12 protein-coding genes are annotated in these 13,728 nt (G+C 71.2%); 9 read left to right on the forward strand and 3 right to left on the reverse strand.

Features of this window, described 5'->3' with window-relative positions; genetic code table 11:
• Positions 1-2 precede the first annotated feature (2 nt).
• The 4 genes from ACVDFE_RS21165 (at position 3) to ACVDFE_RS21180 (ending at position 3,869) form a co-directional block, all read left to right on the forward strand.
• Complete coding sequence (locus ACVDFE_RS21165) at positions 3-758, forward strand: HAD family hydrolase (protein WP_458431560.1); 756 nt, start codon at positions 3-5, stop codon at positions 756-758.
• Positions 751-1,647 carry a phosphotransferase gene (locus tag ACVDFE_RS21170; RefSeq protein WP_458431561.1) on the forward strand — a complete coding sequence of 299 codons (897 nt, stop codon included), beginning with the start codon at positions 751-753 and terminating at the stop codon, positions 1,645-1,647. Before ACVDFE_RS21165 ends, ACVDFE_RS21170 begins: the two co-directional genes overlap by 8 nt.
• Before the next feature lie 81 nt (positions 1,648-1,728).
• Positions 1,729-3,249 carry a UbiD family decarboxylase gene (locus tag ACVDFE_RS21175; protein ID WP_458431562.1) on the forward strand — a complete coding sequence of 507 codons (1,521 nt, stop codon included), beginning with the start codon at positions 1,729-1,731 and terminating at the stop codon, positions 3,247-3,249.
• Entirely contained in the window at positions 3,246-3,869 is a 624-nt protein-coding gene (locus ACVDFE_RS21180; protein ID WP_458431563.1) for a UbiX family flavin prenyltransferase, read from the forward strand. Before ACVDFE_RS21175 ends, ACVDFE_RS21180 begins: the two co-directional genes overlap by 4 nt.
• Before the next feature lie 13 nt (positions 3,870-3,882).
• On the opposite strand, the gene ACVDFE_RS21185 is transcribed toward ACVDFE_RS21180, so the two are convergent.
• The gene (locus ACVDFE_RS21185; RefSeq protein WP_360393363.1) at positions 3,883-4,917 is read right to left on the reverse strand and encodes a LacI family DNA-binding transcriptional regulator; all 1,035 of its coding nucleotides are present in this window, start codon (positions 4,915-4,917) and stop codon (positions 3,883-3,885) included.
• A 189-nt stretch (positions 4,918-5,106) separates the two neighbouring features.
• On the opposite strand from ACVDFE_RS21185, the gene ACVDFE_RS21190 reads away from it, so the two are divergent.
• Positions 5,107-6,114, forward strand: a complete 1,008-nt coding sequence (locus ACVDFE_RS21190; protein ID WP_360393365.1) for a glycosyl hydrolase — start codon at positions 5,107-5,109, stop codon at positions 6,112-6,114.
• Between the two features lie 92 nt (positions 6,115-6,206).
• On the opposite strand, the gene ACVDFE_RS21195 is transcribed toward ACVDFE_RS21190, so the two are convergent.
• On the reverse strand, positions 6,207-8,615 hold the full coding sequence (locus ACVDFE_RS21195; protein WP_458431564.1) for a hypothetical protein: 2,409 nt from the start codon (positions 8,613-8,615) through the stop codon (positions 6,207-6,209).
• Positions 8,616-8,791: 176 nt separating this feature from the next.
• Here ACVDFE_RS21195 and ACVDFE_RS21200 point away from each other — a divergent pair, with 176 nt between their 5' ends.
• The 4 genes from ACVDFE_RS21200 to ACVDFE_RS21215 all read left to right on the forward strand — a co-directional run bounded on the left by ACVDFE_RS21200 (position 8,792) and on the right by ACVDFE_RS21215 (position 13,523).
• Positions 8,792-11,551: an ATP-binding protein gene (locus ACVDFE_RS21200; RefSeq protein WP_458431565.1), complete on the forward strand. Its 2,760-nt coding sequence runs from the start codon at positions 8,792-8,794 to the stop codon at positions 11,549-11,551.
• Positions 11,552-11,606: 55 nt separating this feature from the next.
• The gene (locus tag ACVDFE_RS21205; protein ID WP_360393374.1) at positions 11,607-11,927 is read left to right on the forward strand and encodes a hypothetical protein; all 321 of its coding nucleotides are present in this window, start codon (positions 11,607-11,609) and stop codon (positions 11,925-11,927) included.
• On the forward strand, positions 11,906-13,294 hold the full coding sequence (locus tag ACVDFE_RS21210) for an aminotransferase-like domain-containing protein (RefSeq protein ID WP_458431566.1): 1,389 nt from the start codon (positions 11,906-11,908) through the stop codon (positions 13,292-13,294). Before ACVDFE_RS21205 ends, ACVDFE_RS21210 begins: the two co-directional genes overlap by 22 nt.
• A 70-nt stretch (positions 13,295-13,364) precedes the next feature.
• Positions 13,365-13,523: a hypothetical protein gene (locus ACVDFE_RS21215; RefSeq protein WP_360393379.1), complete on the forward strand. Its 159-nt coding sequence runs from the start codon at positions 13,365-13,367 to the stop codon at positions 13,521-13,523.
• Positions 13,524-13,578: 55 nt separating this feature from the next.
• Here ACVDFE_RS21215 and ACVDFE_RS21220 read toward each other — a convergent pair whose 3' ends face one another.
• Positions 13,579-13,725, reverse strand: coding sequence for a twin-arginine translocase TatA/TatE family subunit (locus tag ACVDFE_RS21220; protein ID WP_360393382.1), 147 nt, complete (start codon positions 13,723-13,725; stop codon positions 13,579-13,581).
• Positions 13,726-13,728: the final 3 nt, after the last annotated feature.

Below are 13,728 nucleotides of genomic sequence, written 5' to 3' on the forward strand. Positions count from 1 at the left end.
GCATGATCAAAGCCGTGTTGTTCGACGTAGACGACACCCTGATCGACTACGGGAAAGCTGAACGCGACGGAATCACCGCTTACCTGCGGTCTTTGGCCGTGGCCTGCGATCCCGCCGCCGCGGTGGCAAGGTTCGGTGAGTTGCAGGGCTACTACTTCGATCGCTATCTCGCTGGCCTGATCGACTACGTCGGGCAGGCGACCGCCCTTGCGGCCGCGATGATCGATTGGCTGGAACTGTCCCCGCTGGACGATCCGTACGACTGGTTCTTGGGCTATCGCCGGCACTACGAAGCGTCGCTGACCCTGTTTCCCGATGTGCTCGACGGGTTGGCGGCACTGGGGGACATTCCGTTGGGCATCGTGACCAACAGCGACTCCGTGTACACCAGAGTCAAACTTCGCCGCACCGGGCTGCTTGCGCGGTTTGATTGCATCGTCGGAGTGGACACCGCCGGCGTGTCGAAACCTCATCCTCGGATCTTCCAGAGCGCATGCGCGGAGATGGGACATCTCCCTGCCGTCGTCGCCTACGTCGGCGACAAGAAGCTCAGCGATGCCCAGGCCGCGGACTCCGCAGGCCTGCACGGTGTGTGGCTGAACAGGTCCAATGACGGTGCCGGGGGCTTGACCGACCTCCGTCAGCTCGCAACTGCTCTCGGGCTGTGCCCCGATCGATCGCCATCACACCGCGCGACCGTGGCGGCGGGAGTCCAATCCGGAGTGATCGGTGCCGAGGTGGCTACCTGTGATGGATGACCCGTTCGACGCTCAGCAGGCTCAGGGCGTGCTGAAGGCGGCTTGTTCGACGATCGACCTCGACTCCGGCGACGCGGAGCTCATACGTCTCGGCGAAAACGCCGTGTTCTGGCTGCGATCACGCTCTGTCGTAGCACGGATCAGCCGCAGCAGTGCCCAGGCCGCCCAGGTGGACCGGGAAGTGCGATCCGCCCGGTGGCTCGCGCGGATGTCCGTTCCTGCTGTTCGCGCGCTCGATGTCGACCAACCCCTTTTCTTGGACGGGCACGTCGTCACGTTCTGGGAATCAGCGAGTACGAAAAACGACCATGGCAGCCCTGCTGACCTGGCCGGCTTGCTGCGCGATCTCCACGCCCTGGAAGCACCTCCGGAACTTGATCTTCCAGTCGCCGACCCGTTTCGTCGTGCACGCACCTGCCTCGATCGCGCGAAAGCACTGAGCGAAGAGGACCTGTTGTTCGTCAACGGCCTCCTGAACGACCTGGCGGCCAGGTACGAAGACCTCTCGTTCGCCCTCCCTCAAGGCGTCGTGCACGGCGACGCGAACGTGTGGAACGTCTTCCTGGACCACCGTGGAGCACCTGTCCTGGGAGATCTCGACACCTTGGCGGTAGGACCACGGGAGTTGGATCTCACGCCCGTGGCCTTGTACCACCACCGACTCGGTTGGCACACCGCAGCCGAATATCGGGGTTTCGTCGGCGGATACGGATTCGACGTGAAGGACTGGGAGGGATACGAGGTGCTGGCGGATGCGCTTGAGATCGAGCTGATCGCATGGCTTGCGCAGAACGCCCATCAGAGCCCCGCAACCTTGACCGAGGTCGTCAACCGCATCGAGACGATCCGCACCGGAGCTTCCAGGCTCGGGTGGACCCCGTTCTTGTGAGCTCGGGAATTGCTTCGTTCTCTGCCAGGGCGTCCAGAGGTCAGCCGCAAATTGGAGCTGTAGACGATGGGGGAACCAGCCGTGGCCATCCGTCCCGAGCCGAGGAACGGCTCCAGGAGCTTTCGCGACTACCTGGAAGTGTTGGACGAGCTCGGCGATCTGCGCGAGATCGACTGGAAGGTCGACACGGACCTGGAGATCGGCGCGATCATCCGGCACAGCAGTGAGACGTGTGCTCCGGCGCCGTTGTTCACCAACATCCTGGGCCACGACGGGTACCGCGTGGCCGGCGCTCCTCTGGCCTACAGCTCTGATCCCGGTGCCAGGATGGCCAGAGTCGCGGTCGCGCTGGGATTGGACCCGGCGACACCCGGTCCGCGCATCGTCGAAGAGCTCGCCGCCGCACTGCGCAACGATCCGATTGCCCCGGTCGTGGTGCAAGAGGCGCCCTGTCAGGAAAACGTCCTGCTCGGCGACGACGCGGACTTGACCGACCTGCCGGTTCCGCTGCTGCACGTCGGAGACGGTGGCCGATACCTGAACACGCTGGGCATCTTCGTGCTGAACAGCCCTGACCGGAAGTGGACGAACTGGTCGGTCGCCCGCGCCATGCTGATCGACGGTCGGCGCATGACGGGTGTGGTCAGCGGGGACCAGCACAACAACGTCATCCGCCGGATGTGGCAGGAGCGAGGCGAGCCGATGCCGTTCGCACTCGTGCAGGGAGCACCGCCCGCGGCGTTGTTCGTGGGCGGGATGCCGCTGCCCGACGGCGTGAACGAGGCGGACTTCCTCGGTGGTTACTTCGGCGAGCCGATGAAGACCGTGCGGTGCAAGACGGTGGACGTCGACGTTCCCGCTTCCTCGGAGCTCGTCATCGAGGGCTACCTGGACATGTACGAGACCTGGCCGGAGGGACCGAGCGGTGAGTACCACGGCTATCTCGGCTCAGGTACTAAGTTGCGCCCGGTTTACCACATCACCGCGATCACTCATCGAAACGACCCGATCCTGCCGGTCGTCTGCGGCGGCAAACCCGTGGACGAGGACCACACCATCTGCGGACCCGCCATCGCCGCCGTCCTCCTGAACGAGCTGCGGTCAGCCGGACTGCCGATCACGTCCGCCTGGGTCGTTCCAGAAAGCGGATGCACCATGCTCGCGGTGTCGGTTGCACCGGACTGGCGGCAACGCACCAAGGCGACCTCGTCCGAGTTGGCGCGGCGCGTGCTGGAGGTGTGCAAGGCACCTGGCGCCGTTCACGCGGGCTGGTGGATCAACAGGCTGATGGTGCTGGACCAGGACATCGAGCTGTCCGACCACCGCGATCTGATGTGGGCCTGGGCAACCCGGTGCCACCCTGCCACCGGACGTCAGGTCGTCACCGACCAGCGGATCCCGGCGGGGGTCGTGTCCTACGACGACGCGGAACGCAAGGCCGCACGCGGCCCGGTCGAAGTGCTGGACTGTTTGACCCCTGCTGACCTACTTGCGTCGCGGAGCACCGCGTTCGCCGACAACTACCCGGTGGAGCTGCGTCACAAGGTCCTCGTCGACCTGTACGGCGACCGCCGGACAGGCAACGGAGGTTCGCTCGCATGACCATGGGGGAGCTGAGTGTCAACGGGCAGCACCGTCGCCACCTGGACGAGCCTCATCGCGGCCGCGACCTGCCCGTGGTGGTCGGGATCAGCGGCGGCAGCGGGATGATCTACGGAATCCGTCTGCTCCAGGTTCTGCGAACGTTGGAGATACCGTCCCACCTGGTCATCTCCGTCGGCGCCCGGAAGGCGCTGCCCTACGAGTGCGACCTGTCGGTGCGTGAGATCGCCGCGCTTGCGGATGTCCACCACAGCCCCTCCGACATGGCAGCCGCGATTTCCAGTGGTTCGTTCCGCACCAGAGGCATGATCGTCGCTCCGTGCTCCGTGAAGTCGCTGGCACAGATCGCCACCGGTGTGTGCGACACCTTGTTGACCAGGGCAGCCGAAGTCACGCTCAAGGAGCGTCGGCGTCTGGTCCTGATGGTGCGGGAGACGCCTCTCACCTTGACGCATCTGCGGAACATGGCCACGGCCACTGAGAACGGTGCGATCATCGCGCCGACGGTGCCGGCTTTCTACACCCGCCCGCGGACGCTCGACGACGTCGTGGACCACACCGTGGGTCGTGTACTGGATCTATTCGACCTCGACACCGGAGCGTTTCCCCGCTGGGCATAGGGGAAACAGGCACTCAGCGGGGACTCAGGCCGCGCTGCGCGAACGCCGTCGTCGACCGCGGCACGAGCCGAGGAGCCGGCACCTCCACCGCACCCTCCACGTCCCCGCCGGCGATCACGTCGAGCATCAACCGCGCCACCCGCGCCCCGTACCCGGCCACGTCCCGGGCCAGCGCCGTGATCGCCGGCCGCATCACCTGGCACAGCTGCGAGTCGTCCCACGCCACCACCGAGAGGTCCGCGGGAACGGAGAGCCGCATCTCGTCGGCCACCGACATGCCCGCCACGGCCATGATGCTGTTGTCGTACAGGATCGCCGTCGGGCGAGTGGGGGAGCTGAGCAGCCGGCGGGTGGCCTGTGCGCCTTCCAGGCCGGTGTAGTCGGTGTGCACGACGTCGGCCGAGTCGAGGGTGCACGACGTGGCTGCCGTGTGGAACGCCTCGTCGCGGCGGCGGGTGTGGAGCAGGTCGGGGAGGCCGGCGATGCGGGCGATGCGGCGGTGGCCCAGGGCGGCCAGGTAGCCGACGGTGTCGGTGGCGGCTGCGGCGTCGTCGGCCCAGACGTGGGGGAGGGTGCCGGTGCCCGTGGGGCCGCCGACCACGACGGTGGGCAGGGCCAGTTCTTCCAGCAGGGGGATGCGGGGGTCGTCGGCGCGCAGGTCGACCACGATCACGCCGTCCACGCGGTGGCCGCCCCACCAGGACCGGTAGACGTCCAGCTCGGCGTCGGCGTTCGCCACCACCTGCATCATCAGCGCGTAGCCGGGGGCGGCCAGCACCGACTCGATGCCGCTGACGAGCTCCATGAAGAACGGTTCCACGCCCAGGGTCGTGGCGGGGCGGGGGAGTGCCAGACCGATCACGTTCGTGGTGCCGCCGGACAGGACGCGGGCCGCGCTGTTGCGGTGCCAGCCGATTTCGTCGGCAGCGCGCTGGACGCGCTGACGGGTGCGGTCGGAGACCCCAGGGCGGCCGTTGAGGGCGAACGACGCCGCGCTGATCGACACGCCCGCGCGGCGTGCGACGTCGGAGATCGTCGGCCGCTTCAACCCCGGACCTCCTCGTTGGCTGGTGATCTCAACCTAGCAGGTAGCTAAAGCGTTCGATGGACATAGCTGATGAACGCGTCTATCTTCGAGCAGACAAACAAATAAAGCGCTTTAGTCAATCGGCTCGCCGCCGCAGCCACCGCGCAGTCCCGCCCGAACGAGGTGCGGGGTCGACGAGGAGGAGAGCGAGTGCGACACACGAAGACAGCGCCGCAGCGTTTCGGCGCGGCATTGGTTGTTGTCCTGACCGCCCTGGCCACGGTGTCACCGCCGGCGCAGGCGTTCCCCAGGTCGTCACGGCAGCAGGTGATCGACTACCTGGGCTCGGTCACCGGCCGGTACGTCGTGTCCGGCCAGCACAACAAGGAGCCGGCGAGCAACCCCGGCCAGTACACCCAGCAGGTCAAGGACATCACCGGCCAGTACCCCGGACTGTGGGGCGGTGACCTGATGTTCCGGCCTGAGGACGTGGCGAACCGGCAGCGGGTGGTCGACCAGGCGAAGGTCGAGTGGGCCAACGGGTCCCTGGTCGCCCTGACCTGGCACGTGTGCACGCCCACCGGCCCGAGCACCTGCCAGTTCGACGGCGGGGTGAAGACGCAGATCGGCCAGAGCCAGTTCACCGAGGTGGTCACCAGCGGCACCGCGCTCAACAACGCCTGGAAGCGCCGCCTGGACGAGGTCGTGCCCTACCTGCAGCAGCTCAAGAACGCGGGTGTGCCGGTCCTGTTCCGGCCGCTGCACGAGATGAACGAGGCCTGGAACTGGTGGGGCAACCGGCCGGGACCGGAGGGCAGCGCGAAGCTCTACAAGATCACCCGCGACCACCTGGTGGGCAAGGGGCTCGACAACCTCATCTGGGTGTGGAACGTCCAGGACAACCCCGCCGGCAACTGGGCCGCGTACTACCCCGGCGCGCAGTACGTGGACGTCGTGTCCCTCGACGTCTGGTACAAGGGCCTGCCCAGTTCCGGTGACTACCAGCAGGTCCAGAACATCGCCGCCGGCAAGCCGATCGCCCTCGCCGAGACCGGGAAGGCGCCGAGCGCGGCGTTCCTGGACGCCCAGACCCGGTGGAGCTACTTCATGATCTGGTCGGAGCACCTGCGCGGCAACAACACGGCGGCGGAGGTCCAGACCGCCTACTTCCACCCGCGCACGCTGAACCAGGGCGAGTTCACGATCCCGGGCGCGTAGCGCCGGCGGGTGCTGCCGGTGCGCTCCACGACGCCGGCACCGGCAGCACCCGCGCGGGCCAGGAGGTCCTGGCCCGCGTCACGACCGTGCGGTCAGAGGCGTTGCAGGGTGTAGGTCCCGCTACCCGCCTTGTTCACCAGCACCACGCCGTACCAGCCGGTGGCCGGCGGGGTGAACGTGATGGTCTCCACCGCGCCGGGACCGCCGACCGCGGCACCGGCGGCGACACTGGTGCGGCTGCGGACGTAGGTGGCGGACTGGCCGGCCACCGAACCGACGAGGAACAGCTCCGCGTCCTGCGAGGCGCTGCCCGGCGTGACCTTGATGGTCACCGGCACGCCCGCGGTGAGGCTGGTGTCGCGCACCGCCACGACCTTGGTGCTGGACATGGCGATGGACTGCGCGGACGCCGCGGGCAACGTGGTCGAGCCCTGGGCCAGCTCCAGGCTGTAGCCGCCGGTGCCGGAGGAGGCGTTGACGCGCGGGTAGAAGTCGCCGAGCGGCGTCGTCCCCGAGTTCGAGTTGATCGCCACGAAGTCCACGACACCGGCGGCCAGGCTCGCGCCCTTCTGCACGGTCTGGGCCTTGTCGTCGTACACGCGCAGGTCGTAGTCGGCGCCCGCCGGTGAGCGCAGGGCCACCACGGACCACGCATTGGTGGTGGTGTTGAAGGAGAAGTTGTGCGGCACCGGGGTCGGCCGGGACACCGCGGTGTTGTTGGCCAGCGGGTCGCGGAAGGTGTAGTCGATGGTGTTCTGGTAGAGGGACGCGAGGCCGCCGCCGGCCGCGGTGTTGAAGCCGTCGGCGGTGCGGTGGGCCCAGAACTCGGCGAACGTGTTGGACTTGTGGTTCAGGAACGTCGTCCAGATGTTGCCGGGGTTGCGGCCGCTCTCGGCCAGCCGGTCCCACGGTGCCTCGTCGGTGCTGTCGGACAGGTCGATCAGCGCGCCGGCGACGCGGCCCTCCACGGTGTCGCCGTTCTCCCACGGGAAGCTGCCCCACCACGGGTTCCAGGTCGAGCCCCAGGTGGCGCTCTCCAGGTCGATCCAGTTGCCGTCCGCCCAGTTCCACACCGGGTCGTTGTAGACCTGCACGGGGGTCCACTCGGCGAAGCCCTCGACCCAGGCCAGGCCCGCGGTGCCGTGGGTGTGGACGCCGTGCGGGCCACCGGCGCCGGGCACCGGGCTGAACTCGTAGACGTCGTCCATCACCGAGTGCGTGGCCTCGTGCACGGTGACGTCGCGGGAGTTCGGGTCGTTGGCCATCAGGTGGATCTGCCGGGTGGGCGGGTCGTAGTAGGTGCCGGTGACCGAGTCCCAGCGCCAGTTCACGACCACCCTCGGGCAGGTCGCGCCGCCGGCGTCGTTGGCGTCCCAGCAGGCGCCCGGCTTCCAGTTCCAGAAGTCGTTGATGGCGTCGTAGGCCTGCACACCGCGCTGGTGCAGCGGGTCACCGGGCTGGAGCTGGCCGAAGTTGTGCGTGGTGCCCGTGGCGAGGTTGGCCGCGACCGGGCTGTCGTAGGAGTAGACGGTGCCGGTGCCGGTCTCCTGCACCCGCCACATGTTGTTCTCGGCGACGAACCGGACGTAGATGTCCTGGCCGCCGTTGGCGACACCGCCGTCGGTGTCGGTGTTGTCGAAGCAGACGGAGTAGTTGCCCGCGCCGTCGGTGGCGACCACGCCGAGCAGGTCGTGGGCGTCGTTGACGTCGCGGTCCCACACCTGCACCCCGTAGTTGGGGGAGCTGCGGACGACGGCGAGGTTGTCGGTGTAGGTCCAGCCGCCGGTGACGCAGGCCGTTCCGGCCAGCGCGGTGGTCCCCTCGACCTGAGCGGTGGGCCTGGCGGGGGTGGTGGCGGCGGGGCGGTGGGTCAGCTGCGGGGCGACGCGACCGGCGGTGACCACGGCCGGTGCGGTGGTGGTGTGCGCGGAGCCCGCCATGCCGGGGGAGGACTTGCCGCCGCGGTCGGCGACGGTGAGGTACACGTGGTCGGCGGGGATCGGGGAGTGCTCGTCACCGGCGGACACCGCGCGCACCGCGATGTCGGCGGGACCGGCCGCGGTGGCCCTGACCCGGCCGGTGAACCGCTGGGTGCCGCCCGCGGCCAACGCCGTGCCACCCTCGGCGCGACGCACCCCACCGCGGTCGGCGGGCGTGGCCGGGGTGACCTGGCGGCTGCCGAGGCCCGCGGGCACCTGCTCCCATTCAAGGCCCGCCGGCAGGTCCACCTCGACGCGCACGTCGGGGCGGGCGAACTGGGCGGCGACCTCCACGGTCAGCACCGCGGACTCGCCCACGGCGGGCAGGGCGGCGAGCCCGGCCGAGACGGACACGCAGCTGCGCCACTGGTGCCGGTCGGAGACGTGCGGGTTCGGTCTCAGCGCGCAGGCCTCGGGTCCTCGCGCGGCGTACGCTCCCGGCGGGGCGCCGGTGACCAGGCCGCTCGCGGTGAGCACGACCAGTGCGGTCACCCATCGGGCACGCGCCTTCGCTGCAGACATCGCTCACCACTCCTCGTGCGTCGAAAGTGCTTGGGAGCACAACGATCGCCGCGCGACGCCGGACCGGACAGGCCCACTGCCCCCGCGGAAGGGGTGGACCACTGCGGGAGGTCGCCGAAAAATCCGCGCGGGAGATCACCGGCGCCATTACCGTTGTGGCGGGCGGAAGGGGGAGCGTGGCCGGTTCGCAGCTGGTGGGACGGGAGCGCGAACTCGCTGCGGCGGCGGAGGTCCTCGCACGGGCGCAGGAGCGCACCGCGCGGTTGCTGCTGTCCGGCGAGGCGGGGATCGGCAAGAGCGCGCTGTGGGAGCGGGTGCTGGCCGACGCGGCGGAGCGCGGCTGCACGGTCCTGTCGTGCCGTCCGGTCGAGTCGGAGGCCCAGCTGGCGTTCGGCGGTCTGGTCGACCTGTTCGACCGCTTGCCGGACAGCGCTTTCACGCTTCTGCCGCAACCACAGCGCACCGCGCTGGAGGTGGCGCTGCTGCGCCGCCAGGCCGGCGAGGGCGCGGGTGACCAGCGTGCGGTGTGCCTGGCCGCGCTCAACGTCGTCCGCTCGCTGGCCGCCGCCGCACCGCTCGTGCTGGCCGTGGACGACGTGCAGTGGCTGGACGAGTCCAGCGGCCGGGTGCTCGCGTACGTGGTGCGCCGGTTGGCCGGGGAACGCGTGGCGGTCGTGGTGTCCGTGCGCGACGGGGACGGCGGTGCCGCGCCGCTCGGGCTGGCCGGGCAGGACCACCTGGTGCACCTGCGGCTGAGCGGGTTGAGCATCGGCGCGCTGCACCGGTTGGTGCGCGGTGCGGTCGGTGCGCCGCTGCCCCGGCCCACGCTCGTCCGCCTCCAGCGGGCCAGCGGCGGCAACCCGTTCTACGCGCTGGAGCTCGCCGGTGTGCTGGACGACGGTGGTGCGCCAGGACTTCCGCTGCCGACCCCGCGCGCGTTGGGTGAGCTGCTCACCGACCGGATGGTCGCGCTGCCCGCCCACAGCAGGGAGGCCCTGCTCTACGCCTCGGCGCTGGCGCAGCCCACCGTCGACCTGGTCGCCCGCGCGATGGGCGACGCCGAGTCGGCGGACGAGGCGCTGGCCGACGCGGAGGACCACGGTGTGGTGGAGGTGCTGGCGGGCGCCGTCCGGTTCACGCACCCGCTGCTGCGGTCCGCCGTCTACTCGGCCGCGCCGAACGGGCGCCGCCGCCGGGTGCATCGGCGGCTCGCGGAGGTGCTGGACGACCCGGAGACCCGCGCCCTGCACCTGGCGTTCGGGGCGAGCGGCCCCGCTCCCGAGGTGGCCGACGCCCTGGGCGAGGCCGCACACCTGGCCCAGCAACGCGGTGCGCTCGAGAACGCGGCCCGGCTGTGGGAGCTGGCGGCCGGTCACGTCACCGAACCGGAACGCAGGGCCGGGCTGCGGGTCGCCGCCGCGCAGTGCCTGTTCTCCGCCGGGGACGCGCAACGGGCCCGCGAGCTGTTCGAGGCCGCCGTGGCCGATCTGCCCGCCGGCCCGCACCGCGCGGTGGCGTTGCTGGAGCTCGCGGTCGCGGTGTTCTTCGGCGGCGGCCCGGTGGAGGCGACCGCGCTCAGCGACGAGGCGCTGGCCTGCGCGGGGGACAACCCGGTGCTGCGCGCGACGACGTACCTGCGCCGGTCGTTGTTCTGCCAGAACGACACCGCCGAGCGCTACCGCAACACCCACCAGGCGCTCGACGAGATCACCGGCCACGAGGAGGAGGCGCCCGACGACCTGGTGGCGTGCATCCTCGTCAGCAGCGCCTACTACAAGCTGCTCGCCGGACTGGGCCTGCACCACGACTACCTGCGGCGGGCCGCGGAGCTGGTCTCGCCGACGGCCCAGAACCGGGACGCCAGGGCGGCCCGCAGCCTGCTGCGCGTGGTCGCCAAGTACACCGACCCGGTGCGCGGGCGGCAGGAGTTCGCCTTGTCGCGCCGCGCCTCGCTGGACCGGGGCGACGAGGCGATCGCCGTGCACGAGCTGGTGCACCTGGCCGAGCTGGACGTCTGGCTGGGTGACTGGTCACTGGCCGCCGCGGAGGCAGCGGAAGCCGTCGACGCCGCCGAGCAGACCGGGCAACGACCGTGGGTCGCCTACGCCCTCTACACCCGCGCCCTCGTCGACGCCCACCGCGGCGACCACGACGAGGCCTGGGAGGCGGCGACGGAGGGGCTGCGCATCGCCACCGACCTCGACGACTCGTGGGTCACCGTGCACCTGCGGGCCGTGCTGGGCTTCACCGAGCTGTCCCGGCACGAACCGGCGGCGGCCAGGGAGCACCTGCTCGCCGCGCTGGAGCTGTGCGCGGCGGTCGGGCTGGGCGACTTCCCGCTCAGCTCATTGTACGGCGACCTGGTGGAGGTGAGCGCGGAGCTGGGGCTGGTCGCGGAGGCCGAGGCGCTGCTCGCGGACCTGGAGCTGCGCCGCGACCGCGCGCCCCGCCCGTGGGTCACCGCGGTGGCCGCCCGATCCGCCGCCGTGGTGCGGATGGCGCGCGGTGACCTGGCGGGCGCGCAGGAGGCGGCGGAGGCGGCGCCGGAGCTGCCGATGCCCTTCGAACGCGCCCGCGCCGACCTCGTGCGCGGCCGGATCATGAGGCGCCGCAAGGAGAAGCTCCTGGCGCGGGAGCTGCTGCTGGCCGCCAGGCAGGAGTTCGAACGGCTGGGCGCACGCCGGTGGGCGGCCGAGGCCGACACGGAGCTGAGCCGGCTGGGGTTGCGCCGCGACGACGAGCACGGCCTGACCGCGACCGAGCTGCACATCGCCCGGCTCGTGGCCGGCGGGCTGAGCAACCGCGAGGCGGCCGCGGCGGCGTACGTGACGACCAAGACCGTCGAGGCGCACCTGAGCCGGATCTACCGCAAGACCGGTGTGCGCACCCGGCGCGAGCTGAGCCGGTTGGGGTTCCTGCGGGAGCCGCGGGACTGACTGTGGGGTCGTTCCCCGATTCCCGCGGGGGTGTCCCCGCCGCAGGCTTGACCGCATGACGACGGAGCCGGCGGGTCAGCTGTTCCTGGTGGAGTGCTACCTGCCCGGCGCGGCCGCGGAGGAGGTCGCCGCGGCGATGTGCTCCGTGGTGGCCGCTGGTAGGGGAACCACGGCATTCGTCTGCTGCCTGGCGATACCGGGCGACGACACCTATTTCGGCCTCTTCGGCGGCGGCACGCCGGACCACCTGGAGCTGACCTTCCGCAGGGCCGGGGTGCCCTTCGAGCGGATCGTCGAGGCGACGCGGGTCGGTCTGGACGCGGCCGGGGAGGCGTTCGCAGGACAGGGGGAACGATGCGCGACCAGGAGAGCCTGACGGTCCCGATCGGGCTGGACCGCGGTACCGGCAGGCCGTTGCAGGAACAGCTGGCCGACCAGCTCGCCGCGGCGGTCGACCGGGGTCAGCTGGCCAGCGGCCACCGGCTGCCGTCCACCCGGACGCTCTCCGAGCGGCTGGACGTCTCGCGCGGCGTGGCGCTGGCGGCCTACGAGATCCTCTACTCGCGCGGCTACCTGGAGAGCCGCCGCGGTTCGGGCACCTACGTCGCGGGCCGCACGGCCGCCGTGCGCACGCTGCCCGCGCCGAAGGCCGGTGCCGAGCTGGTCGACTGCACGCCGGGTCAGGCCACCCGCGACGACTTCCCGCTGGCCGCGTGGCGTGCGGCGTGGCGGCACGCGAGCTTCCAGCCGCCGCTGACGTGCGACCTGCCCGCCGGTGGGCTGCCGGAGCTGCGCCAGGCGGTGGTCGAGCACCTGCGCCGCACGCGCGGCCTGGTGGCGGACGACCACGAGGTGCTGATCACCACCGGTGTGCCGCAGGGCGTGCAGCACGTGCTGGCCGCCTTGGCCGGTCGCGGACGCGTCGCGGTGCAGGACCCGGCACCGCCCGCGCTGGGGCAGGCGGTCGAGTACGCGGGGGCCACGGCCGTGGCGCTGCCCGCGGACCGGGACGGCCAGTGGACCGGTGTGGTGCCGCCGTCCTGCACGGCCGTCGTGGTCTCACCTGACGGGCAGGTGCCCGCGGGCGCGGTGCTGCCCGCGTTGCGCCGCGGCCAGCTGGCCGACTGGGCCCGGCGCGAGGACGGGTACGTGGTGGCGGTGGCGGTGGACCACATCGCGCCGTCCGCGGCACCGCTGCCGAGGCTGCTGCACCTGGCCGGCCCGCGGGTCGTGGTGGTGGGCGACTTCCGCACGGTCTTCGACCCGTCGCTGCACGTCGGTTACGTGCTGGTGCACCGCAGCCGCGCCGACGAGGTGACGCGCAGCGTGCGCCGCGGCCACGACCAGCCCTCCGCCGTGGCGCAGTCCGCCATGGCGCACCTGCTGGCCGAGGGGCACGTGACGCGCAGGCTGCGGCGGCTGGAGCGGTCGTTCGCCCGCAAGGACGTCCTGGTGCGCGCGGCTCTCACGCCCCTGCGGCTCGCGGCACCGGGTGTGCCGGGCGTGGTCGTGGTGCACCTGCCCGACCACGTCCGCGCCGCGCAGGTGCAGGCCGAGCTGCGCCTGCGCGGCGTGGTGGTGCCGGTGCTGGCGGCCTACCACCTGCCCGGCCGCCCGGCGGGCAACGCACTGGTGTTCGGGCACGGGCACCTGTCCGACCGGGCGCTGCGCACGGCACTGGACGCGCTCACCACCGTGCTGCGCGCCGACCACGCCGTCACCGACCGGGCGTGCGGCCTGTAGCGCGGGCCGCTCGACGACTCCCGCGCAGTCCGCGCGGCGAACGCAGGAAGAACGAAGGGGAGGGGTTCTCATGAACGTCCGCAAAGCAGTTCTGGCGGCCGCACTGGCCTTGGCCGCGGCATTCGCGGTCACCGCGGGACCGGCGGCAGCGGTGACCGGTGCCGACCCGGTGGCGCAGCAGGACGCCGAGCGCGAGGGCGGTGGCGGCGAGGGCGGTGGCAGCGCCTGAGACGAGCAGGCACGGCGCCGTTCCCCTCTGCGGAGGGGGACGGCGCCGTGCCGTGTCAGGACTTGCTGTCGTCATCGCCGCCGCGGCGCAGCTCCCTGCGGGCGTCCGAGATGGACCTGGCCAGCTTCGGCAGTCGGCTCGCGCCGAACAGCAGCACCACGACGAGCAGCACGAGCAGGATCTCCGTCATGCCCAGTGGCACGGC

Source organism: Lentzea chajnantorensis, assembly GCF_054300775.1.

Excerpts from the sequence above, each read along its gene's own strand:
- ACVDFE_RS21165 (WP_458431560.1), top strand. The coding sequence starts at position 3 with ATGATCAAAGCCGTGTTGTTCGACGTAGACGACACCCTGATCGACTAC.
- ACVDFE_RS21170 (WP_458431561.1), top strand. The coding sequence starts at position 751 with ATGGATGACCCGTTCGACGCTCAGCAGGCTCAGGGCGTGCTGAAGGCG.
- ACVDFE_RS21180 (WP_458431563.1), top strand. The coding sequence starts at position 3,246 with ATGACCATGGGGGAGCTGAGTGTCAACGGGCAGCACCGTCGCCACCTG.
- ACVDFE_RS21195 (WP_458431564.1), bottom strand. The coding sequence starts at position 8,615 with ATGTCTGCAGCGAAGGCGCGTGCCCGATGGGTGACCGCACTGGTCGTG.
- ACVDFE_RS21205 (WP_360393374.1), top strand. The coding sequence starts at position 11,607 with ATGACGACGGAGCCGGCGGGTCAGCTGTTCCTGGTGGAGTGCTACCTG.
- ACVDFE_RS21210 (WP_458431566.1), top strand. The coding sequence starts at position 11,906 with ATGCGCGACCAGGAGAGCCTGACGGTCCCGATCGGGCTGGACCGCGGT.
- ACVDFE_RS21215 (WP_360393379.1), top strand. The coding sequence starts at position 13,365 with ATGAACGTCCGCAAAGCAGTTCTGGCGGCCGCACTGGCCTTGGCCGCG.